20 protein-coding genes are annotated in these 22,056 nt (G+C 69.2%); 11 read left to right on the top strand and 9 right to left on the bottom strand.

The window, feature by feature from the left end:
- Positions 1-3: 3 nt before the first annotated feature.
- Entirely contained in the window at positions 4-504 is a 501-nt protein-coding gene (locus tag BJ980_RS07615; protein ID WP_179501740.1) for a PGPGW domain-containing protein, read from the bottom strand.
- A 160-nt stretch (positions 505-664) separates the two neighbouring features.
- Here BJ980_RS07615 and BJ980_RS07610 point away from each other — a divergent pair, with 160 nt between their 5' ends.
- The 4 genes from BJ980_RS07610 to BJ980_RS07595 all read left to right on the top strand — a co-directional run bounded on the left by BJ980_RS07610 (position 665) and on the right by BJ980_RS07595 (position 5,156).
- On the top strand, positions 665-1,477 hold the full coding sequence (locus BJ980_RS07610; RefSeq protein ID WP_179501739.1) for an LppM family (lipo)protein: 813 nt from the start codon (positions 665-667) through the stop codon (positions 1,475-1,477).
- Between the two features lie 352 nt (positions 1,478-1,829).
- Positions 1,830-3,992, top strand: a complete 2,163-nt coding sequence (locus BJ980_RS07605; RefSeq protein WP_343047729.1) for a DEAD/DEAH box helicase — start codon at positions 1,830-1,832, stop codon at positions 3,990-3,992.
- A gap of 16 nt (positions 3,993-4,008) precedes the next feature.
- The gene (locus BJ980_RS07600; RefSeq protein WP_179501738.1) at positions 4,009-4,524 is read left to right on the top strand and encodes a hypothetical protein; all 516 of its coding nucleotides are present in this window, start codon (positions 4,009-4,011) and stop codon (positions 4,522-4,524) included.
- Positions 4,521-5,156, top strand: a complete 636-nt coding sequence (locus BJ980_RS07595) for a hypothetical protein (protein ID WP_179501737.1) — start codon at positions 4,521-4,523, stop codon at positions 5,154-5,156. Before BJ980_RS07600 ends, BJ980_RS07595 begins: the two co-directional genes overlap by 4 nt.
- A 40-nt stretch (positions 5,157-5,196) precedes the next feature.
- Here BJ980_RS07595 and BJ980_RS07590 read toward each other — a convergent pair whose 3' ends face one another.
- The 5 genes from BJ980_RS07590 to BJ980_RS07570 all read right to left on the bottom strand — a co-directional run bounded on the left by BJ980_RS07590 (position 5,197) and on the right by BJ980_RS07570 (position 12,112).
- Entirely contained in the window at positions 5,197-6,390 is a 1,194-nt protein-coding gene (locus BJ980_RS07590) for an acetate/propionate family kinase (protein ID WP_179501736.1), read from the bottom strand.
- Positions 6,387-8,453, bottom strand: coding sequence for a phosphate acetyltransferase (gene pta, locus BJ980_RS07585; protein WP_179501735.1), 2,067 nt, complete (start codon positions 8,451-8,453; stop codon positions 6,387-6,389). The genes BJ980_RS07590 and pta overlap by 4 nt, the downstream gene beginning before the upstream one ends.
- A gap of 10 nt (positions 8,454-8,463) precedes the next feature.
- Positions 8,464-9,720, bottom strand: coding sequence for an O-antigen ligase family protein (locus BJ980_RS07580; RefSeq protein ID WP_179501734.1), 1,257 nt, complete (start codon positions 9,718-9,720; stop codon positions 8,464-8,466).
- A 79-nt stretch (positions 9,721-9,799) separates the two neighbouring features.
- Complete coding sequence (locus tag BJ980_RS07575) at positions 9,800-10,936, bottom strand: acyl-CoA dehydrogenase family protein (protein ID WP_179501733.1); 1,137 nt, start codon at positions 10,934-10,936, stop codon at positions 9,800-9,802.
- Between the two features lie 9 nt (positions 10,937-10,945).
- Positions 10,946-12,112 carry an acyl-CoA dehydrogenase family protein gene (locus BJ980_RS07570; RefSeq protein WP_179501732.1) on the bottom strand — a complete coding sequence of 389 codons (1,167 nt, stop codon included), beginning with the start codon at positions 12,110-12,112 and terminating at the stop codon, positions 10,946-10,948.
- An 85-nt stretch (positions 12,113-12,197) separates the two neighbouring features.
- Between BJ980_RS07570 and BJ980_RS07565 the strand changes: the two genes are divergently transcribed.
- Positions 12,198-12,506 (top strand): DUF4031 domain-containing protein, encoded by a 309-nt coding sequence (locus BJ980_RS07565; RefSeq protein WP_179501731.1) that lies wholly within the window; start codon positions 12,198-12,200, stop codon positions 12,504-12,506.
- Here the strand turns inward: BJ980_RS07565 and BJ980_RS07560 are convergent.
- Entirely contained in the window at positions 12,421-13,104 is a 684-nt protein-coding gene (locus BJ980_RS07560) for an HD domain-containing protein (RefSeq protein ID WP_179501730.1), read from the bottom strand. The genes BJ980_RS07565 and BJ980_RS07560 overlap by 86 nt on opposite strands.
- An 88-nt stretch (positions 13,105-13,192) precedes the next feature.
- Here BJ980_RS07560 and BJ980_RS07555 point away from each other — a divergent pair, with 88 nt between their 5' ends.
- The 4 genes from BJ980_RS07555 (at position 13,193) to BJ980_RS07540 (ending at position 17,040) form a co-directional block, all read left to right on the top strand.
- Positions 13,193-13,537: a hypothetical protein gene (locus tag BJ980_RS07555; protein WP_179501729.1), complete on the top strand. Its 345-nt coding sequence runs from the start codon at positions 13,193-13,195 to the stop codon at positions 13,535-13,537.
- A gap of 61 nt (positions 13,538-13,598) precedes the next feature.
- Complete coding sequence (locus tag BJ980_RS07550) at positions 13,599-14,168, top strand: hypothetical protein (protein WP_179501728.1); 570 nt, start codon at positions 13,599-13,601, stop codon at positions 14,166-14,168.
- Between the two features lie 9 nt (positions 14,169-14,177).
- Positions 14,178-15,833, top strand: a complete 1,656-nt coding sequence (locus BJ980_RS07545; RefSeq protein WP_179501727.1) for a nuclease-related domain-containing DEAD/DEAH box helicase — start codon at positions 14,178-14,180, stop codon at positions 15,831-15,833.
- 73 nt (positions 15,834-15,906) lie between these two features.
- Positions 15,907-17,040, top strand: coding sequence for a GNAT family N-acetyltransferase (locus BJ980_RS07540; protein ID WP_179501726.1), 1,134 nt, complete (start codon positions 15,907-15,909; stop codon positions 17,038-17,040).
- 19 nt (positions 17,041-17,059) lie between these two features.
- Here BJ980_RS07540 and metX read toward each other — a convergent pair whose 3' ends face one another.
- Both metX and BJ980_RS07530 read right to left on the bottom strand, forming a co-directional pair.
- Entirely contained in the window at positions 17,060-18,124 is a 1,065-nt protein-coding gene (gene metX / locus BJ980_RS07535) for a homoserine O-acetyltransferase MetX (RefSeq protein ID WP_179501725.1), read from the bottom strand.
- 16 nt (positions 18,125-18,140) lie between these two features.
- Positions 18,141-19,427, bottom strand: a complete 1,287-nt coding sequence (locus tag BJ980_RS07530) for a PLP-dependent transferase (protein WP_179501724.1) — start codon at positions 19,425-19,427, stop codon at positions 18,141-18,143.
- A gap of 254 nt (positions 19,428-19,681) precedes the next feature.
- Between BJ980_RS07530 and BJ980_RS07525 the strand changes: the two genes are divergently transcribed.
- Together BJ980_RS07525 and BJ980_RS07520 are read left to right on the top strand one after the other, a co-directional pair.
- The gene (locus tag BJ980_RS07525; protein ID WP_179501723.1) at positions 19,682-20,989 is read left to right on the top strand and encodes a UDP-glucose dehydrogenase family protein; all 1,308 of its coding nucleotides are present in this window, start codon (positions 19,682-19,684) and stop codon (positions 20,987-20,989) included.
- Complete coding sequence (locus tag BJ980_RS07520) at positions 20,986-22,029, top strand: glycosyltransferase family 2 protein (RefSeq protein WP_425490294.1); 1,044 nt, start codon at positions 20,986-20,988, stop codon at positions 22,027-22,029. The genes BJ980_RS07525 and BJ980_RS07520 overlap by 4 nt, the downstream gene beginning before the upstream one ends.
- Positions 22,030-22,056 lie beyond the last annotated feature (27 nt).

Below are 22,056 nucleotides of genomic sequence, written 5' to 3'. Positions count from 1 at the left end.
ACGCTACAACGAATCCTCGTCGGCGTCGTCGCCGGTGTTCGCCACGACCTCTTCGTTCGAGGCGCCGGCGAGGATCTGTGGGCGGAACCGCTTGTAGCTGTAGACCAACAGTCCCCAGGCGAGGAAGCCGGAGGCGATCAAGGTGATCCCGGTGGCGGGGCCGCCGAGGAGCCACCACGAGTCCCGCAGTGGCCACCACGACGGCGCGTCCGGACCGATCGTCCAGAAGATGCCGAGACCCACGAGCCAGGTCGCGCCGAGACCGGAGCCGATGATTCGCGGCCAGGTGCGGACCCCCTCGGCAGCGGTCTGCAACGCCTGGCGCTCGATCGGCTCAAGTCGCCGTTCGGCCCATTCGTACTGCTGGGAGAGCACCACCATCCCGCCGAACAGCATCAACAACCCGGGACCGGGCAACACCAGGGCTGCGATCCCGGCGAGGACCAACGTCCAGCCGATGATCTCGAGTGCGATCCGCTTCGCCGCCTGCGCTCCCCATGCCACGGGGAGCAGCCTTGCAGATCAACGCAAGACCCACACCCGAAACCTCCAGACGCCCCTCGGGCCGCCACCAAACGCCCCCGGGTCGCCACCGGGCGATGGTTGGGTGAAGCCGGGTCTGGGAAGATCCCTGACGAACCCCACCGACGAAGAAGGAAACCCGATGCTGCGCCGAATCGCCTCCGTGCTGGCGGTCCTCGGCCTGCTCATGCTCCTCACCGGGTGCCTCAAGGTCGAGATGGAGCTCAAGATCGGCTCGGACGGCACCGTCTCGGGCACCATGATCACGGCGATGAACAAGGACGCCATCACCACGATGGGTCCGATCAGCGGCGCGTCCGGCGACGACCCCCGAGCGGTCTGGGAGGCGATGCAGGAGGACTCCTATGACGACCTCCCCGAAGGTGCCACCGTCGAGCCCTATGAGGAGGGCGACTTCATCGGGGACAGGATCACCTTCGACGCCGTACCCGTCGAGGAAGTGGGTGGCGTGCTGGACTCCGGCGAGTCCGGGGCCTTCACCATCACCCACCAGTACGACACCTATGTCTTCAAGGGATCCTTCGACCTGTCCGGCCAGGCTGGAGCGGGCGGGGTGAGCGACGCGGAGATGAAGGGCTTCTTCGCCGTCTACGGAAAACCGGAGATGAAGGTCTCGCTGACGTTCCCGGGTGAGGTCACCGAGACCAACGGTGAGGTCGACGGCACCAACGTGACCTGGACCCGCGACCTCACCGCGACCACCCAGGAGCCGATGACCGCGATCGCGAAGGACAGCGGCGGAGCGGTCGGCCCCAACGGTGGCGGCGGGGCAGACGGTGGGACAGACGGGGACGGGACGGACGAGGACGAGTCCGCCAGCGCGGCCGACGACTCCCAAGCCATGGTCCTGGCTGGCACCGGTGCCGGCGCCCTGGTGGTGCTGCTGGCACTGATTGGCCTGGCGATGGGCGTGAACCGGGCACTGCGCGGCTGAGTCGTTCCTGAGTCACCCACGCATCCGGGACAGGCGTCCGGAATGTGGGAGTGCGGGACGGTTTCGGGCTACAGTGGGTGGCGCACCGGGGTGTTCCAGGCGGCGACTGCCGCCGATGACCCAATGTAGGGCGGTCGGACCGCCCAGTTCTGTCTGCACGGTCTCATCGAGACGGTTGGACACGATCGGTGCAGCGGAACCGTGCGGCATGAAGCGCAACCAGACGGCGTACGACGTGGCTCGACGCCGTCGCCCGGCCCTGTCGGCCGGTGCTGGCTCAGCCGCGGTGGGGACACGGTTCCGGAGCGGGCGGCAAGGCAGTCGTCACGCAAGGGCAACAGAGGAGATGTGAGTGGCCACAGGACGTCAGCGGCGATCCGGAGGCAACCGGAACGGACGGTCCGGGGGGACGGCCCAGCGCGGTCGCAGCAACCAGCGACGTCCGCGCGACAACGACGGCATCATTCCGGTGCTGGCCAAGGCAGTGCGCGACATCGAGCACGGTGCCCAACGCAACCAGCTCACCAGCAGCCACCGGACCAGGTTTCAGGTCTGCGCCCTGCTGGCCCGCGAGGAGCGGGCCCGGGTCAAGGCCGACACCGAGGTCAGCGACGCCCAACGCGAGGGCCAGCTCAAGCGTCTCGACGGCATCGCCACCATCCTCGCCCAGACCGCCGCGCGTGAGCCCTCGCTCTTCCACCTGCTCGACATGGACGCCGAGATCAGTGACGCCGCCCGTCGGGTGAAGAAGGAGATGCAGATCGAGGGTGGCCTCGAGCCTGAGCCGGACCCCGAGCCGGTCGTCCTGTCCGAGGTCGAGACGATGCGCGCCGAGCGCAAGGTCGTGCCGCCCAGCGTCCGCGCCGCCCAGCTGGCGAACCCGTTCATGGTCCCCGACTTCACCGACGCCGAGAAGCGCAAGCTCACCGAGCGCCGCCTGGTCGGCTGGGAGCTGATCACCCCGCTGCTGAACTCCTTCGAGCAGGCTCCCAACGGTGCGCCCGCGTGCATGGCACTACCGGAGCCGAAGACCTCGCTCTCCTATCGCGGCCAGGACCTGATGGACCACCAGTCGCGCCTGCTCGCCGCGGTCGCCAAGGGGCACCGCACCTTCCTGCTCGCCGACGAGCCCGGTCTGGGCAAGACCGCCCAGGCGCTGCTCGCGGCCCAGGCCGCCGATGCCTATCCGCTGCTCTGCGTGGTGCCGAACGTCGTCAAGACCAACTGGGCACGTGAGGCAGAGCGCTGGACGCCGGAGCGTTCGGTCAGCGTCGTGCACGGCGACGGCGACACCGTGGACGGCTTCGCCGACATCATCATCGTCAACTACGAGATCCTCGACCGGCACGCCCGCTGGATGAGCGAGCACGGCTTCCGCGGCATGGTCGTCGACGAGGCGCACTTCATCAAGAACAAGAAGTCGCAGCGCTCCCAGCACGTCCTCGACATTTCCGACCACATCCAGCACCGTGTCGCGCGGCCGCTGCTGATGGCGCTCACCGGGACCCCGCTGATCAACGACATCGAGGACTTCGTTGCGATCTGGGAGTTCCTCGGCTGGATCGACGCCAAGAAGCCCGGCCCGGTGCTGATGGGCAAGCTGGAGGAGACCGGGATGACCCCGGTCGACCACGGGTTCTATCCGGCCGCGCGCCAGGCGGTGGTGGACATGGGCATCGTGCGTCGGCGCAAGGTCGACGTCGCCTCCGACATCCCCGCCCGTCGTATCGCCGACATGCCGGTCGAGCTCGACGGCGCCGAGGGCCGCTCCATCCGCGAGGCGGAGAGGCACCTGGCCAAGCGTCTGGCCGGCCGGTACGACGCGGCCGTCGAGGCCCGTCGCAACCGCGGGGAGGAGACCCGGGGCATCGACGCGGAGCTCATCCGCCGAGTGGCCAAGGCCGAGCTCACCGACGAGACCAACACCTCCACCGGCGAGAACGTCTTCTCGATGGTGCGCCGGATCGGGTCGGCCAAGGCGCAGCTGGCCGCCGACTATGCCGCGCAGCTCTCCCGCAGCGCCGGCAAGGTGGTCTTCTTCGCCAAGCACGTCGACGTGATGGACGCGGCGCAGGAGCTCTTCACCTCACGCGGCATCGGTTGGGCCGCGGTCCGAGGCGAGCAGTCCTCGACGACACGCCAGAAGAACATCGACGCCTTCGTCAACGACCCCGACGTGCAGATCATCGTCTGCTCGCTGACCGCGGCAGGTGTCGGCCTGAACCTCCAGGTCGCCAGCAACGTCGTGCTCGCCGAGCTGTCGTGGACCGACGCCGAACAGACCCAGGCGATCGACCGGGTGCACCGGATCGGTCAGGACATGCCGGTGACAGCCTGGCGGGTCATCGCGGCACAGACGGTCGATGCCCGCATCGCCGAGCTGATCGACTCCAAGGCCGGGCTCGCCGCCCGTGCGCTCGACGGGTCCGAGGAGGAGTTCTCCTCGGTCGACGTCCAGCTCGAGGCCCTGGTCTCGATCCTCACCGAGGCCCTCGAGGAGAGGGCCGGGGCCTGATGCAGGAGACTGCCCAGTGATCCACGAACGGGTCCGCAAGCGGGCCGAGGAACTGATGGCCGGCTACGTTGCCGACGGCGTGGTGCGGATCGGAGCGAACCGCTGGGTGTCGATCACCTCGACGGTGGTTGGCCTGGCCTTCCTCGCCCTCGCCGTCGCATCGGTGATCACCACCCCTGATGAGGAGTGGGACGCCCGGGTGGTGAGTGGGCTCGCCCTGGCCGTGCTGCTCTCCGCCGCGATCGCCGCCTTCGGGATCCGCCTCCTGTTCCAGCACGAGCGACTGGTCGTGGACCGCGACGGGCTGCTCGCACGCGGACGTCGTACGCCGTTCAGCGCGGTCGAGCGGGTCCGCCTGGAGCGCACCGGCGGCCGCGACTCCTATGAGTTCGTGGTCCTCGACCTGGTCGACGGGGGTGCCCTCGGACTCCCACCCGACCTGGACGTGCCCGGATCGGTGCTGGCCAGGTTCCTCGAGGACGTGATCGGCCGGCCCGAGGCGTCTGGCCGGACGAGGAAGGCCGAGCAGTGAGCCGCCGGCGCCTGCTCGTCGGCTCCGCCATCGTCCTGCTCGCCCTGATCGCTGCGGTGCTGGGACGAGTGGTGTTCGCCGACGACGAGGAACCGGCGACGACGCCCGTTCCCCGAGCCCTGCAGTCGTCGGTGGAGGACCCGTTCGAGGTGATCGAGCGGGACCAGAAGTCGTGGGTGGTCGGCCACCGCCTGGTGATGGAGAGCGACCCGGGCTGGCACATCTATGACCCCGAGGGGCTCGCCCTGTCCGGCACCACCTGGGACTGGGCGATCGGCGAGCCCGAGGACGGCACCGCGGTCCCTGCCTACGTGTCGTTCTATGCCGGCGTACCCGGCAAGTCCGCCGGCTTCGAGGAGGTCCGCGACCTCGGCCTGGAGGAGGCACGCGACAGCACCGACTTCGCGCTGATCGACGAAGGCAGTGCCAAGGTGCCGGGCGCCTACCGGGCGGCCTTCGTGCACTTCACCCGCAGCGTCACCTATGCCGGTCAGAAGCGCGACGTGGAGGAGATGAGCCTCTACATCGACCTGCAGGACGGCACCACCACCACGGTGCGGTTCTTCGCCGCCGAGGGGGAGTGGGACGACAAGCTGGGCGACGTCCGCGACTCACTGCGCATCTCGCCCTGAGTCCTGCGGTTCACCACGGGTCGATCGACACCCGGCGACGTCAGCCGATCAGGTCGACGGCCTGGCGCGCGATCTCCCACTCCTCGTCGGTCGGCACCACGGCCACCGCCACTCGGGAACGCTCGGAGGAGACCAGGCGAGCCGTCTCGGAGCGTACGTCGTTGAGCTCGGCGTCGACCTGGATCCCGAGCGGCTCCAGCCCGGACAGGGCGGCGCTGCGGACCAGAGCTGCGTTCTCGCCGACGCCGCCGGTGAAGACGATCGCGTCCACGCGGCCGAGGACCGCGTAGTAGGCGCCGACATACTTGCGCAGCCGGTGCACATAGACGTCGAAGGCCAGGCCCGCCCCCTCGTCGCCCTCCTCGCGGAGTCGGAGCACCTCGCGGAAGTCGTTCTCGCCTGCGAGTCCCTTGAGGCCGGACTCGCGGTTCAACTCGCGGTCGATCTCGTCCAGGGACCAGCCGAGCTCGCGGTGCAGGTGGGCATGGAGCGCGGGATCGACGTCTCCCGAGCGGGTCCCCATCACCAGCCCCTCGAGCGGGGTCAGGCCCATCGACGTCTCCACCGAGCGCCCGCCGTGGATGGCGGCGACCGAGGCGCCGTTGCCGAGGTGGGCGACGATCAGGTTCGTCTCCTCGAGCGGGGTGCCCAACAGCTCGGCGCTCGCCCGGGAGACGAAGGAGAACGAGGTCCCGTGGAAGCCGTAGCGGCGGATCCCGTGCTCGGTGGCCCAGGAGCGGGGCACGGCATAGGACCAGGCGTGCGGTTCGAGGGTCTGGTGGAACGCGGTGTCGAAGACGGCGACGTGCGGCAGGTCCGGGAAGAGCGTGCGGGCGCCCGCGATCCCCTCCAGGTTGGCGGGGTTGTGCAGCGGGGCCAGCGGGATCAGGTCGCGGATCGCATCGGTGACCTCGTCGGTGACCAGCACCGGCGCGGAGAACAGCTCGCCGCCGTGGACGGCGCGGTGCCCGACGGCGACCACGTCGAAGTCGGACAGGGAGGGACCGTGCTCCTCGAACGCGTGCAGCGCGAGGCGGAATGCCTCCTCGTGGTCGGCCACCGCACCGTCGATCCGGCTCTCACCCTCGGGACCCTGGTGGACCACCGTGCTCGAGGACTCGCCGATCCGCTCGACCAGGCCGCTGCCGGGACTCTCACCAGTGGTGGCGTCGACGAGGCTGTACTTCAACGACGACGAGCCGGCGTTGACGACCAGCACGTGCGGCGTGCTCATCGGGCCGCCTGCAGGACGGTGATCGCCACCGTGTTCACGATGTCGCGCACTGTCGCGCCGCGGGAGAGGTCGTTGACCGGCTTGCGCAGGCCCTGCAGGACCGGCCCGATCGCGACCGCGTTCGCGGAGCGCTGGACGGCCTTGTAGGTGTTGTTGCCGGTGTTCAGGTCGGGGAAGATGAAGACCGTCGCGTCACCCGCGACCGGCGAGTCCGGCAGCTTGGTGGCTGCGACTGCGTCGTCGATCGCGGCGTCGTACTGGATCGGACCCTCGACCAGGAGCTCCGGTGCCAGCTCGCGGACCCGGGCGGTCGCCGCGGTCACCTTCTCCACGTCGGTGCCCGAACCCGAGGACCCGGTGGAATAGGAGAGCATCGCGATCCGCGGGTCGATCCCGAACGCTGCGGCCGTAGCGGCCGAGGAGATGGCGATGTCGGCGAGCTGGTCCGAGGTCGGATCCGGGTTCACCGCGCAGTCGCCGTAGACCAGCACCTGGTTGGCCAGGCACATGAAGAAGACCGAGCTGACCACGGAGACGCCCTCTACCGTCTTCACCACCTCGAGCGCAGGACGGATGGTGTGCGCGGTGGTGTGGATCGCGCCGGAGACCATCCCGTCGGCCAGACCGAGCTCGACCATCATCGTGCCGAAGTAGGACACGTCCTGGACCCGCTCGCGGGCCTCCTCGAGGTCGATGCCCTTGTGCTTGCGCCGCTGGTGATATTCGGCAGCGAACTTCTCGACGAGCTCCTCGTCGCGCGGGGAGAGCAGCGTCGCCCCGCTGACGTCCACGCCAAGCTGGGCGGCCTTGGCGTTGATCGTCACCGGGTCGCCGAGCAGGGTCAGGCGCGCGACCCCGCGCCGGAGCAGGATGTCGGCAGCCTTGAGGATCCGCGCCTCCTCACCCTCGGGCAGCACGATGTGGCGACCCGCGGCGACCGCGTCATCGATCAGCTGGTGCTCGAACATCAGCGGCGTGACCGCGTCGGTGCGGGCCACCTCGAGGCGGTCCACCAGCCCGGGGCCGTCGACGTACTCGCCGAAGAGGCGCAGCGCGGTGGTGATCTTGCGCGCGGAGTCCTTGGTCAGCCGGCCGCGGCGGTTGGTCAACGCCGTCGAGGCGGCGTGGGTGCCGAGTTCGGTGGAGATGATCGGCGTGGTGGTGCCGAGACCGTCGACCAGGCTGCGGACCTCGCCGGGCAGCGGGATGCCGCCGTTGAGGAAGATCGCGGAGACCTGCGGGAAGCTCGCCGACTGGTGGGCGGCGAGCACGCCGATCACGATCTCGCTACGGTCACCGGGGGTGATCACGGCCATCCCCTCGGTGAGCCGGCCGAGCACGTGCGGCAGAGTCATCGCCGCGACCATCAACGCCGGCACCTCGTGCGAGAGCAGCTCCTCGGAACCGGAGACCAGGGTGCCGCCGCAGGCAGCCATCAGCTCGCCGACCGACGGCGCGTTGAGCAGCGGCTCCTCGGGGATGCCGAACGCCGGGACGCCGCCGAGCTCGGAGATCCCGGCGAGCACGTCGGGATCGTCGACGCGGTTGGCGATTACCGAGAAGAGTTTCGCGTGGTGGGCGCGCAGGTCGGAGGTCATCACTGAGGTGATCGTGGCCAACTCGGCAGCGGTGCGACCGAAGCCGTTGACCACGAGCAGCACCGGGGCGCCGATGTTGGCCGCGACACGGGCGTTGTAGGAGAACTCGGTGGGGGTGGCGACGTCGGTGTAGTCGCTGCCGATCACCAGCACCGCGTCACACCGGTCGGCGACCTGGTGGAACCGTTCCACGATCCGGTCCATCGCCGCCTCGGGGTCCGCGTGCACCTCCTCGTAGGACACGCCTGCGCACTCCTCGTAGGAGAGCTCCACGGCATCGTGCGCGGTGAGCAGGTCGAGCACGTAGTCACGCTTCTCGCCGTCGCCACTGGCACCCGCGCGGATGATCGGGCGGAAGACACCGACGCGCTCGACGGCGCGGGAGAGCTGCTCCAGCACCCCCAGGGCGACGGTCGACTTGCCGGTGAATCCCTCGGCCGAAGCGATGTAGACGCTGCTGGTCATGTCCCAGAGCCTAGGGGGTGGCCTCGGTGGGGCCCGAGGCCTGTCTGGGTCTCTTCTCGTGCTGGACACTCACCGCGATCGCCACCACGGTCCACATCGCCATCGAGACGTAGGCGTTGAAGGACGGGTTGTCGAAGAGGCTGATCACGCCGAAGCCGGCCAGGCCGGAACCGGCGGCGACGATCATGGCGTCGTGCCGGCGAGCTCCCCGGACGACGGCCACGGTGACGGCGACGGTGAGCCACAGGGCAGCGAAGAGTCCGATGAACCCAGTCTCCACCAGCCAGGTCAGCCAGAGGTTGTGCGAGTGGTAGAACCGCTGGTCGCCCTCGATGCGTTGGTCGATGAAGGGCCCGGACCGGCCCAGTCCGACGCCCCACGGGTTCTCCCACCAGACCTCGAGGGACTCGCGATAGACGTCGCTGCGCGGCCCGAGCGAGAACTTCGCGAGCAGGGCGCCCAGGGCGACGATGATGCCGGCCGCGACAGCCAGCCCGGTGCCGACGAGGGTACGTCGCGACGGGTTGCGCAGGGCGAGTGCCGCGACCAGGAGCACGACCATGCTCACCGCTCCGCCGCGGGACAGGGTAAGCATGAGTGCGCTCGCGCCCAGCACGCCCAGGGAGGCGGAGAGGATCCGGCCCCACTTCTTCCCGAAGGTCATCCGCAGCGCGACACAACCGATCGGGATCAGCAGCACCAGCACCGGCGCCAGCAGGTTCGGGTTCGAGGACGTGCCGATCACCCGGATGGCGGTGTCCTCGCGCCAGCAGCCGTCGGCGCCGCCGGCCACCTTGGCCCGGCAATATCCGGTCTCGATGCTGAACACGGCTTGGATCACCGCATAGCCGGCGGTGATCGTGACGGCGAGCGCGGCAGTCAGCGCCAAGGCCATCCGACCGTTGCGCCACGCCCGCTGCACCCCGATCAGGAGCCAGAAGACGCCGGCCATGATCACGCACGCAATCAGCCGGCGCCCGCCGTGGCTGTTGATGACGAAGGCGATGATCCCGGCCAGGACGCTGGCACCGATCGCGAGGTCGACCGGAGTGCGCACGTGCCGGGGACGGACCCCGGCGAGGACCAGTGCGATCAACCCGAACGCCACGAAGGCAGGGGCAACCGGAAGGGCGAACCGGGTCACCCGCAGCACCGACTCGAGGACGACTCCCAGCCCGATCACCGCGGCGACCCACAGCCAGGGGCGGTCGGTGAGGTAGGTCGCGGTCAATCGGGTCGCGCGCGATTTCCCCACCGAGGTAGCCATGGCGTTCATTGTGGCCCCCCGGTGGGGCTGCGCAAACGTGTCACGGGTGAGACGTGGCCGACAGGTTCACCCCGACGGATCAACCCAGTGGGTCGACGTCCGCGTGGTCGCCGACCTTCCCCGCCAGCACCCGCAGGTGGTGGTTGCCGTCGCCGAACAGGTGGTCCAGTGCGGTCAGGTGGCTGGTGTAGGAGCCGATGGAGTATTCGGCCGTCATCCCGATGCCGCCGTGCAGCTGGATCGCCTCCTGGCCGATGTGGCGCGAGGCCCGGCTGGTCTGGAGTGCCGCCCGCGAGGCCGCATCCGCGATCTCTTCGCTGGTGCCCTCGACCAGCACCATCGTCGCCCAGTCCACGATGCTGCGGGTCAGCTCGAGGGAGATGTACATGTCCGCGGCACGGAAGTTGAGTGCCTGGAACGTGTTCAGCGTGACCCCGAACTGCTTGCGGCTGGTCAGGTAGGACGCGGTCGCGTGCAACGAGACCTCCATCGCGCCGACGGCCTGGTTGGCCGCGATGATGCGTGCGCGGTCGAGCCCGGTCGCGATCACCGACGTGGCGTCCCCGCCGACGCCGAGCGGAACGGCGGCGGTGCCGTTGAACCCGATCCGGGCCGCACGGCCGCCGTCGTTGGTCGGATAGCCGGTGCGGTCGGTGTTCGCGGGATCAACCACGAACAGGCCGGTGCCGCCCTCGGGCAGGGCCGCGGAGACGATCAGCGTGTCGGCGCGGGCGCCGGCCAGGACCGGCTCCTTGACGCCGGTGAGGGTCCACGCGTCGCCGGAGCCTGAGGCGGTGACCTTCGACGCGGTCGGAGCCCAGCGGGAGCCGGGCTCGTCGTGGGCGAAGGCCAGGATCGACTCCCCGGCAGAGAGCGCACCGAGGATCTCGGCGCGCTGGGTGTCCGAACCTGCGTCGGCGACCAGTCCGCCGGCCAGCACCACCGAGGTGAGGTAGGGCTCCGGTGCGATCACCCGGCCCAGCTCCTGGGCCACGATCGCGACCTCGATCGGGCCTGCCCCGGCGCCGCCGTCATCCTCGCTGAACGGCAGCCCGAGGGCACCGAGCTCAGCCAGGCGCGACCAGGTGGTCTCGTCGAACCCGGGGTCCGCAGCCACGGTCTGGCGGCGGGTCTCGAAGTCTGAGTACTTCTTGCCGATCAGCCCACGGACCGCGTCGCGGAGCGCCTGCTGCTCGTCGTCATAGGTGAAGTCCATGTCGTCTCCTCACAGTCCCAGGATCGTGCGGGCGATGATCTGGCGCTGGACCTCGTTGGATCCGCCATAGATCGATGCCTTGCGCAGGTTGAGGTAGGCCGGTGTCGAACGGGCCTGCCAATGTTCGAGGTCGCTGCCCTCGCCGGCCCCGGACGCGATCGCACCCGGTCCGGCAATGTCGACGACCAGCTCGCTGACGGCCTGCTGGAGCTCGGTGCCCTTGAGCTTGAGCACCGAGGAGGCCGGGTGCGGCTTGCCATCCGCGGAGTTGGCCGACACCCGCAGGGCGGTGAGCTCCAGGGCGAGCAGCTCGTTCTCCAGCTCCACGAAGCGCGCGGCGAGGAACGGGTCCTCGGCGACCAGGTCACCGGCCCACTCCTTGGCGCTGGCCAGCACCCGCTTGGTGGCGCCGACCGGGGCGACGCCGACGCGCTCGTTGCCGAGCAGGAACTTGGCGTAGTCCCAGCCCCGGTTGAGCTCGCCGACGAGGTTCTCGGCAGGGACCTGCACGTCCTCGAACCAGACCTCGTTGACCTCGTGGCCGCCGTCGATCAGCTCGATCGGGCGGACGGTGACGCCGGGGGTGGTCATGTCGATGAGCAGGAAGGAGATGCCGGCCTGCTTCTTCACGTCGGGGTCGGTGCGGACCAGGCAGAAGATCCAGTCGCCATATTGTCCCAACGTGGTCCAGGTCTTCTGGCCGTTCACGACGAAGCGTGCGCCGGACTCGTCCTCGACGTACTCCGCCGTGGTGCGCAGCGAAGCAAGGTCGGAGCCGGCGTCGGGCTCCGAGAACCCCTGCGACCACCAGATGTCGAGGTTCGCGGTGGCGGGCAGGAACTTCTCCTTCTGCTCCTGCGAGCCGAAGGCGGCGATCACCGGGCCGACCATCGAGGAGTTGAAGACCAGCGGGAGCGGCACGTTGGCGCGCTGGAGCTCCTCGTGCCAGATGTGGCGCTGGAGGTCGGTCCAGCCGCGACCGCCCCATTCGGTGGGCCAGTGCGGGACGGCGTAGCCGCCCTTGTTCAGGATCTTGTGTGCGGTGACGATCTGCTCCTTGGTGAGCTCACGTCGCTGCGCAACCGCGTCGCGGATCTCCTGCGGGATCTCGGTGGTGAAGTAGGTGCGGAGCTCTTCGCGGAACGCGGCGTCCTCCGGGGACAGCTTCAGGTGCATCGATGAACCTTCCAGTCGGCTGGCTACATCATGTCCACACTGTGGTTGGGCCGCCACCTGGTCCCCGGAATCTAAGATGCACCGCATGGCCCTGATGCTCGATCCACCCAACGTTCCCTGGCGGGGACGACTGTGGTCGCACCTCGCCTCGGACGAGTCGTTCGAGGAGCTGCACGCCTTCGCCTCGGCCCTGGGCGTGCCGGCGCGGGGCTTCGACGGCGACCACTACGACATCCCGGCCGAGCACTATGACGCCGCGGTGGCGGCCGGAGCGGAGCCGGTGCGCAGCCGGGAGCTGGTACGTCGACTCACGGCTGCGGGCCTGCGCCGCCGGAAGGGTCGTCGCCAGGATCGCCGGGAGTCCCCACAGCAGGGTCGTTCGACAGGCTCTTGATCTCCGCGGCCAGGTTGGCCCGGGCCGCGGCCTCCCAGTGCTCGCGCGCATGCGCGGTGTGGAAGAGGGCCGGTTTCGCGGCGAGGTCACGCAGGATCGCGAGCCGGCCCCGGGCGAAGTCTGCGTCGCGGATGTCGGCGTACTCCGCTCGCACGCCGGCGACGTATTCGGCGTAGCGCACCGGACCGGCGGCGAGGATGGCCAGGTCCGCATCGGAGAGCAGCTCGCCGTTGCTGTCGCCGGGCTCGGGTCGATGGTGCTCGGTGAGCCGGACCAGGCGGACGACCTCGTCGATGTCAACGTCGAGGTCGACATCGACGTCCGCCCCATGTTGCGCGGACAGCGCAGACAGCTCGTCCGCGGCCATCCGGGCCGAGCGCTCCTCGTTGTCCGCGGCAGTGTCGCCGGCGGTGTCATGCACGGCGTCGTGGAACCAGGCGGCCAGCACCACCTCGACGTTGTCGCCCGCGCCCAGCTCGTCGAGCCGGGCGAGCACCTCGGCCAGGTGCTGGACGTCGTGATAGCCACGACCGGTCGACCACGCGGACAGCAGCCGGTCGCGAAGGTCGTGTCCGCCGGGGAGTGGCCAGTGCAGCATGCCTCCATCGTGCCGGGTGTGACCGAGAAGTCACCCAGCGGCAAGGACCTCGCCCGCACGGCACCGGATCAGGTGGGACAATGGGGGCATGTCCGAGCAGAAGGCAGTGAAGCGGCCGCGTCACCTGATGGACCCGAACAACCCCCAGCGCGCGGTCTCCACCGGGGACCGATCCCTGGGCAACGTGCAGAAGTGGGTGATGTCGGTGCTCGCCGTCACCACCATCGTTCACATGCAGGTGGGGCTGATTCTCGGCGCGATGGCGATCGGCGAGGGGCACACCGACGCCCAGGTCGGGCTGATGGTCATCGCGACGATCTTCGGCATGCTCGCCGTGGCGGCCGGGATGGCCATCCACCAGCGACACCCGCTGAGCCCGTGGCTGCTGCTCGGCCTGGTCCCGACCCTGATCGGTATCCCGTTCGTCTTCTGATCCACCGCCCCGGGCGAGGGCTTTCGGGAACCGAGCCGCGCTGGCTATCGTCATAGTCCTCATGAAGCGACTTCTCGGACCCCTCCTGGCCAGCATCCTCGCCCTCACCCTCCTCGGCTGCTCCGACGACGGCGAGGAGAACGACGCGAAGGAACAGAGCTCGCAATCCCCGGACGACTCCGGCTCTGCCGGCGAGAGCGAGGGCACCGAGGAGTCACCGCGCTCCCCGGAGCCCAGCGACTTGGTCTATCCGAGCGAGTCGATCGGTCCCGAGGTCGACTTCACCGAGGTGGCCCTGATCTCCGAGACCGCCGCCGGAGGCGAGGTCGCCCAGATTCCGGTCATCCTCGACTCCGACCAGGCCGTCGCCGACTTCACCGCCCAGTTCAAGGGGCGCACCATCGGCCAGCAGGTCGCCGACGCGGTCTCCGGAGCCAAGCTCGCCGACGACGAGGTGCTGCTCGGCACCGTGGTCGCCCTCGGCTGCGACGAGCCGACCGGCGTGACGGTCAACAAGGAGAACGGCGTCACCATCAACCCCGTCGGGCTGCCGGCCAAGCCGGACAAGCAGTGCTTCGCCGCAGTCACGACTGTCGCGATTGTGGCCGTGAAGGCCTCCGAGCTCGACTAGCGTGCGGGTATGCCAGCCCGGACGTTTCCCGAGGAACCCCGCTTTGTCAACGGTGCGGAGCGTGAGGTCTTCGAGGCGCTGCGCGATGGACTGGGTGACGACGATGTCGTGATCGCCAACCTGCGTCTCACCGACGAGAAGAAGGACCATGAGGCCGACCTCGTGGTGCTGATGCCCGACATCGGGATCGCGGTGCTCGAGGTCAAGGGCGGCTCGGTGTGGTTCGACGACGACGGGTGGAAGCAGACCCGCGGTGGTCGCGAGGTCCGCATCGACCCGGTGGAGCAGGTCCGCACCACGAAATATGCGATCCGCGGCTACGTCGCCCGCGACGGCCGCTGGGGAAACCGCAACCACGTTGCCTGGGGACACGGGGTGGTCTTCCCGCACTCGGAGTTCGAGGACGACTTCTCGTTGCCCGAACTGCCGCGCTGGGCACTGCACGACCGCACCGAGATGGACACGCTCGCCGCCCGGCTGCGCGAGCACACCTGGGGTCTGCAGCAGGGCAAGGTGCCGCCCACGCACGACGACGTCGAGGAGATCGTCACGATCCTGCAGGGCCGCAAGCACACGTCGTACGACGTCAACGCGGAGAGCGAGGCACGTGCGGCCGAGGCGGAGCGACTGACCCAGGACCAGCTGATGATCCTGCAGGTGACCAGGCTGCTGCGCCGCGTCGAGGTGCGTGGGGGAGCGGGCTCCGGCAAGACCGTGCTCGCACTGGCCCAGGCTCGCGAGCTGACCCGGGGCAGCCAGGGCCGCGCACCGCAGCGGGTGGCGGTGCTCTGCTACTCACTCGGCCTCGCCTCCTGGCTCCGGCGCGAGGTGGCGACGTGGCACCGCAAGCACCGCCCGGCGTTCGTCGGCACCTTCCACGACTTCGGCAAGCAGTGGGGCGCGCCCGACGGCGACCGGATCAACGGGGCCTTCTGGGAGGACGAGCTGCCCGCACTGATGGACGACCTGGCCGCAGGGCTGGGGGAGCGCGAGAAGTATGACGCGATCATCGTCGACGAGGCGCAGGACTTCGCGGACTCGTGGTGGTCGCCGGTGATGAAGGCGCTGCGCGACGACGAGGAGGGCGGGCTCTATGTCTACTCGGACGAGAACCAGCGGATCTTCGCGCGATTCGGGCGCCCGCCGGTGCCCCTGGTGCCACTCGTGCTCGACCACAACCTGCGCAACACCAAGCAGATCCACGAGGCCTTCGGGCCGCTCGCCCCGTCGAGGATGTATTCACGCGGCGGCGACGGCCCGGCTGTCCGCTTCATCGCCGCCAACCCCGAGGACGCCCTGGCGGCGGCCGACGACGCGATCGAGGGCTTGCTCGAGGAGAACTGGCGCCCCGAGCACGTCGCGCTGCTGACCACCGGCAAGCGGCACCCGGTCCAGGTCGAGCGGACCACCCACCACACCCAGGACGGCTATTGGGAGACCTGGTGGGACACCGACGACGTCTTCTACGGCCACGTCCTGGGCTGCAAGGGGCTCGAGCGTCGCGTGGTGGTGCTCTGCGTCAACGAGGACCGGGCCCGCGATCGCTCGCGCGAGCGGCTGTACGTCGGGATGTCGCGCGCCACGGACCTGCTCGTCGTGGTCGGTGATCCGGGTGTCATTCGTGCCTGTGGCGGCGACCAGGTCGCGACCCGCCTGGGCATCTGAGTCGCTGCTCCATGTGGCCGCGGTTCGGCCCGACCCGGGCGGGTCGGGGCGACGTACGGAATAATGGCGCCCGATGACGCCTGAGAACCAGCCGACAGAGGGGACGCCTGAAGAGGTGCTCCTGCCCTACGACGACAACCGTTTCGAGAGCGATCCCGGCGTTGTGCTGCCCGATGACCCCGGGCTCCCGGTCGGTTGGACGGCAAGCGCCCCGGACCCCGGATCGATCATGGACGTCAGGCGTCTGACCGAGCTGCTGCGGGCCCACGAGGACGCCGGGCGCGGCTGGGCAGGTGCCTCGCAGGACGACGTGCTCGTGGAGGTCTCCGAGCACGGGCTGAAGATGCGCGAGAACCTGGTGGTCCGCGACCGCAACAACCGGATCCGTGCGTGGGCCTCGGTGCACGACCGCTCGGTGAACCGGATGCTCTATGTCCACATCATCGAGCGCGACCTCTCCGAGGCCGCCGCCGAGCGCTGCTCGCAGGTGATGTTCGCCTGGGCCGAGGCGCAGGCCTGCGAGGTCGGCGCCGCCAGGGGCCTGAAGACCCAGCAGATCGACACCGGCGCCTTCGCCGACGACGAGCGCCAGCACAAGATGCTCGAGGACGCCGGCTTCAACCGGGTCCGCACCTGGTGGCAGATGAGCCGCCCGGTCACCGCTGACGAGGCGTCACTGGTCCCCGACCCGGAGCACTGGGAGCGCAAGGGCGTGGTATTCCGCCAGGTTCGTCGCGAGGGCGATGGCCTCCCCGACATCGATGACCTGCGCGCGGTCCACGACGTGCTGGAGAGCTCCTTCACCGACCACTTCAACTCCTCCGAGGAGACCTTCCAGGAGTTCGTGCACCGGCTCCGCGAGGACCCCGGCCACCGCTGGGACCACTGGTGGATCGCCGAGATCGTCGACGGCGAGGGTGCCCCCGAGGCGGCCGGCGTGCTCGTCGGCACGGTGTCCGAGTCCTCGACCGGCCCGGACGGGTCCTATGTCTCCTACCTCGGTGTGCTCGAGTCGGCCCGTGGCCGCGGTGTGGCCACCGGGCTGCTCAGGACGATCATCGCGGACGCTGCCGCCCGCGACCGGGACCGGGTCGGCCTCGAGGTGGATGCCGACTCCTCGACCGGGGCCGACCAGCTCTATGTCGGGATGGGCTGGAAGACGAAATATGTCACCGAGTCCTGGCACAAGGACGTGCCTGTCGGCTGAGCGTGGGTGACTTGCTGGCTCAGGCCAGGAAGTCGCGCACCGTCTCCTGGTAGCCGGGCACGGTGAAGAGGAACGAGTCGTGGCCGTGCGGCGCGGGCAGCTCGTGGCGGGTGACCTCGACGCCGGCAGCCGCGAGCTCCTCCTCGATGCGCACCGAGTGCTGGGTGCCGAAACGCCAGTCGGAGTCGAAGGAGAGCACCAGGAACGTGGTGTCGGTGATCGCGGAGGCGGCTGCCGGGTCGGCGAACGGGTCGAAGTAGTCCATCACCCGGGTGAAGTAGAGATAGGTGAGCGCGTCGAAGCGCTCCAGGAACGAGCGACCCTGGTGGTCGAGGTAGGACTCCACCTCGAAGTCGACACCGAACCCGGGCGTCGACTGGCCGCCCTGCAGCCTGCGGCCGAACTTGGTCTCCAGGGATTGCGGCGAGACATAGGTGATGTGGGCCATCATCCGTGCGATCGCCATCCCGTGCCGGGGGCCCGCACCCACGGCGTACTGGCCGTTCTCGAAGCCCGGATCGCCGGTGATCGCGGCCCGAGCGACGGCGGAGAACGCGATGTTCTCGGCCGTGAGCCGGCTGGTGGCCGCGACAAGCACCGCCCGCCCGATCTCCTCGGACGCCTCGATCGACCACTGCAGCAGCTGCATGCCGCCCAGTGATCCGCCGACGGCGGCGTGGAGCCGGGTGATGCCCAGGTGGGCGATCAGTCGGCGGTGCGCGGCGACCAGATCGGTCATCGCCAGCAGCGGGAAGTCGAGGCCGTACGGCGTACCGGTCGCGGGGTTCGTCGAGCGCGGGCCGGTGCTGCCACTGCACCCGCCGAGCAGGTTGGGACAGATCACGAAGAACCGGTCGGTGTCGACCGGGCGCCCGGGGCCGACCAGGCTCGACCACCAGCCTGCGGCGTTGGCGTCACCGGTGAGGGCGTGCGCGATGAACACCGCGTTCGAGGCGTCCTCGTTGAGGGTGCCCCAGGTCTGGTAGGCGATCTCGACCTCGGTCAGCTGCTCGCCGTTGGCAAGAACCAGCGGGTCCTGCTCGGTGAAGAGCAGGACCCGCTGGGGTGTAGATGGTGACGTCACGGCGCCAGTATCACCCTCACTTGGCCTGAGCGAGTGCCTGGTCGAGGTCGGCGATGATGTCGTCGATGTGCTCGATGCCGACCGAGAGGCGCACGGCCTCCTCCGGAACGCCGGCCGCCTCGAGCTCCTCGGGGGTGAGCTGCGAGTGGGTGGTGGTGGCGTTGTGGATGGCCAGCGACTTGGTGTCACCGATGTTGGCCAGGTGGCTGAACAGCTCGAGTGCCTCGATGAAGGTCTTGCCACCTTCGCGACCCGACTTCAGGCCGAAGCTGACCAGGCCGCCATAGCCGCGGCCGGTGAAGGTGCGGTCGGCGATCTCCTTGTAGGGCGAGTCAGGCAGGCCGGGGTAGCTCACCCAGGACACGGAGTCGTGGCCCTGCAGGAACTCGGCGACCTTGAGCGCGTTCTCGCTGTGTCGCTCGATGCGCAACGGGAGGGTCTCGAGGCCCTGGATGAACAGGAACGAGTTGAGCGGGGCGATGGCTGCACCGGTGTTGCGGAGCAGGACGGTGCGCGCCCGGATGATGTAGGCCAGGTTGCCGACGGCCTCGGTCCAGACCACGCCGTGGTAGGCGCCGTCGGGCTGGGTCAGGCCGGGGAAGCGCTCGGAGTGGGCGGCCCAGTCGAAGTTGCCGGAGTCGACGATGACGCCACCGATGGAGGAGCCCTGGCCGCCGATGTACTTCGTGGCGGCGTGCACGATGACGTCGGCGCCGAGCTCGAACGGCTTGCACAGCAACGGGGTGGGTGCGGTGTTGTCGACGATCAGGGGCAGGCCCTGGGCGTGGGCTGCGTCGGCCCAGGCCTTGATGTCGACGACGTTGATCTTCGGGTTGCCGACGGTCTCGGCGAAGACCAGCCTGGTCTTCTCGTCGACGGCAGCCGCGAGCTCCTCGGGCTTCTCGGGGTCGACGAAGCGGACCTCGATGCCGAACTGCGGCAGCGTGTGCGCGAACAGGGCGTAGGTGCCGCCGTACAGCGTGGAGAGCGCGACGATGTTGTCGCCGGCGTAGGTGAGGTTGAGGACGGCGTACGTCGTCGCAGCCGACCCGCTGGCCGTGGCCAGGGCGCCGACGCCGCCCTCGAGCTGGGCGACGCGCTCCTCGAAGACCGACTGGGTCGGGTTCATGATCCGGGTGTAGATGTTGCCCGGCTCGGCCAGCGAGAAGAGGTTCGCGGCGTGCTCGGTGTCGTTGAAGACATAGGACGTGGTCTGGTAGATCGGCACCGCGCGGGCGTTGGTGGCGGAGTCGGGCTCCTCCTGGCCTGCGTGGACGGCAATCGTTTCGGGACGGTGGGTCACAATGGTTCCTCTCGGACTCGTGTCGCCTCGTTGCGCACGATCGGGCTGTTGTTGAAAGTCTAGGAACCAAGTGGACTTCTGCACCGGACGCTCAGTGGCTGAGACGCGCGCCACCCGGGCCACGCCCCGCCGCGCCCTGTTGCGCCAAACGACCCGCTCCGTCCTAAACTCCTGCTGTGTCCGATTGCGGGTAGTGGTCGGACTGTGGGCGCCGAACAGGTGTCCGCCAACTGCCTGCATCAAGGGGTACACACATGCGTGTCTCTGTCATCGGCACCGGTTATCTCGGAGCTGTCCACGCTGCCGGGATGGCTGAGCTCGGGTTCGAGACGGTCGGGATCGACGTCGACGAGGCGAAGGTTGCCCTGTTGTCGGAGGGCAAGGCGCCCTTCTTCGAGCCGGGACTGGAGCCGTTGCTGGGCAAGCACATCGGTGAGGGTGGCCGGTTGCGGTTCACCACCGACTTCTCCGCCGCGGCTGACGCGGAGGTGCACTTCTTGTGCATCGGGACCCCGCAGACACCCGGTTCTGACGCGGCCGACCTGACCTATGTCGAGTCGGCGGTGCGCGCCCTGGGTGAGCAGCTGAAGGGCAGGACGACCCTGGTGGCCGGCAAGTCGACGGTGCCGGTGGGCACCGCGGCGCGGCTGCAGGAGATGCTGCACGAGATCGCCGGACCCGGCGTGGAGCTGGCCTGGAACCCGGAGTTCCTGCGCGAGGGCTTCGCGGTCGAGGACACCCTGCGTCCGGACCGTCTCGTCTTCGGTGTGGCCTCCGAGGCTGCCGAGACGAAGCTGCGTGAGGTCTATGCGCAGACCATCTCCACGGGCACCCCTGTGGTGGTCAGCGACTATGCGACCGCCGAGCTGGTCAAGGTGAGCGCGAATGCGTTCCTGGCCACCAAGATCTCCTTCATCAACGCGATGTCCGAGGTATGTGACCTGGCCGGTGGCGACGTCACCGTGCTGGCGGACGCGATCGGGTTCGACGAGCGGATCGGGCGCAAGTTCCTCAACGCCGGCATCGGGTTCGGTGGCGGTTGCCTGCCCAAGGACATTCGGGCCTTCCGGGCGCGTGCGATCGAGCTGGGCGCGGGTGAGTCGTTCGAGTTCCTCGGCGAGATCGACAAGATCAACCTGTCGCGCCGTGCCAAGGTCGTCTCGATGGCCGAGGGGCTGTTGGGTGACCTGACCGGTCGCAAGGTTGCGGTGTTCGGGGCTTCGTTCAAGCCGAAGTCGGACGACGTACGCGACTCGCCGGCTCTCGACGTGGCCCGTCGGATGCACGAGGCGGGTGCCGAGGTGCGGATCTATGACCCGGTTGCGGCTGTTCCGGGCAAGCGCTCGCGGCCCGAGCTGACGTTCGTGGACTCCGCGGTGGAGGCGGCCACCGATGCCGAGCTGGTGCTGCACCTGACCGAGTGGCCCGAGTTCCGCGAGATCGACGCGGCCGAGCTGGCCAAGGTCGTCGCGGCGCCCAACGTGATCGATGCGCGCAACTGCCTGGACCGTGAGGCGTGGAAGGCCGCTGGTTGGACCTACCGCGGCCTGGGAGTTTCGTGACCAGCAGCTCGCCCAGCAGTTCTGCCACTGCTACCCCGGTGTCGGTGGTGATGCCGGTCCTCAATGAGGAGCTCTATCTCGAGGAGTCGGTACGCCGCGTCCTCGACCAGGACTATCCGGGGCAGTGGGAGTTGATCCTGGCGATCGGTCCCTCAAAGGACCGCACCCAGGAGATCGCCGACCGGCTCGCCGCGGAGGACTCGCGGATCACCCTGGTCGCCAACCCGACCGGATTCACGCCGAACGCCCTCAACGCCGCGCTGGCGGTGGCCCGCCACGACTACATCGTGCGGGTGGATGCCCACGGCTTTCTGCCCGAGCGGTACGTCGAGCGCGTGGTCGCACTGCTCGACGAGACCGGGGCTGCCAACGTGGGTGGCCTGATGGCCGTCGAGGGTGACACCCCGTTCGGTGAGGCGGTCGCCTCGGCGATGTCCTCGCCCCTGGGCATCGGTGGCGCCAAGTTCCACACCGGTGGTGAGCCGGGTCCGGCGCTGACGGTCTACCTCGGCTCGTTCCGCCGTTCCGTGCTCGAAGAGGTCGGTGGCTTCGACGAGCACTACCGCAGGGCACAGGACTGGCAGCTCAACTACCGCATCCGCAAGGCCGGCCACGAGGTGTGGTTCGACCCGACGCTTGCGGTCACCTATCGCCCGCGCCGCGACTTCAAGGCCCTGGCCCGGCAGTTCTTCGGCTCCGGGCAGTGGCGGCGCCAGATCGTCGCCGAGCACCCCGACACGGCCTCGTTCCGCTATCTCGCCCCGCCCGTGGTCACCGCCCTGGTGGCCGGCGGTGTTGCTGCCGGCGCCATGGGCGTGCTCGGCTCCGTTGCGGGTGTCCGCGGCGCCCGTGTGGGCCTGCTCGGCTTCGTGGTCCCTGCTGGCTACGGCGCCGGCGTGGTTGCCGCCTCAGCCGTACTGGCCCGCCAGGACAACCTGTCCCCGCAGGCCCGGCGCGTCCTGCCCGGGGTCATCGCCACGATGCACCTGGCCTGGGGCTGGGGCTTCCTGCGCGGCATCCCCAAGTCCCTCCGCCGCTGACGAACCTGCACTTGTTGCGCGTCCAAC

This window comes from Nocardioides daedukensis, assembly GCF_013408415.1.
Classification (GTDB): domain Bacteria; phylum Actinomycetota; class Actinomycetes; order Propionibacteriales; family Nocardioidaceae; genus Nocardioides; species Nocardioides daedukensis.
The sequence above is the reverse complement of the archived record's forward strand: the minus strand, read 5'-3'. Positions and strand labels throughout refer to the sequence as shown.